Here is a 375-nt window from a genome sequence, read left to right on the forward strand (position 1 = left end):
CGACCGCGTCCTGCACCGCGCTGACGAAGGCGCCGGGCTGGGTCAGGAAGGCCTCGCCCGAGCACAGATGCTCAAGCGTGATCTGAAGCCCGGTCTCGGCCTGGATGGCGCCGGCCTCGCGGTTCAGCCAGTCGATCAGGGCGTCGCCGGTATGGCTGGGGTTGAAGCGGATGTTCAGCCGCGCCGTCGCCTGGGCCGGGATGATGTTGGTCGCCGGATTGGCGATGTCGATGGTGGTGATCTCCAGGTTCGACGGGGGGAAACCCTCATAGCCGTCGTCCAGAATATTTTCGTTCAGGCGTGTCATCAGCCGTGCGATCACCGGCGCCGGATTGGCCGCCCGCTCGGGATAGGCGACGTGGCCCTGTTTGCCCT

At 66.4% G+C, this 375-nt stretch carries 1 protein-coding gene; it reads right to left on the reverse strand.

Going from position 1 to position 375, the window contains the following annotated elements; translation table 11 throughout:
* Nucleotides 1-375: peptidase dimerization domain-containing protein (locus tag CVH10_RS18220; protein WP_181244483.1), on the reverse strand; the 375-nt coding region annotated here is incomplete at both ends.

It is taken from the genome of Halomonas sp. ND22Bw (assembly GCF_003011945.1).
GTDB classification, from domain to species: Bacteria; Pseudomonadota; Gammaproteobacteria; order Pseudomonadales; family Halomonadaceae; genus Halomonas; species Halomonas halophila.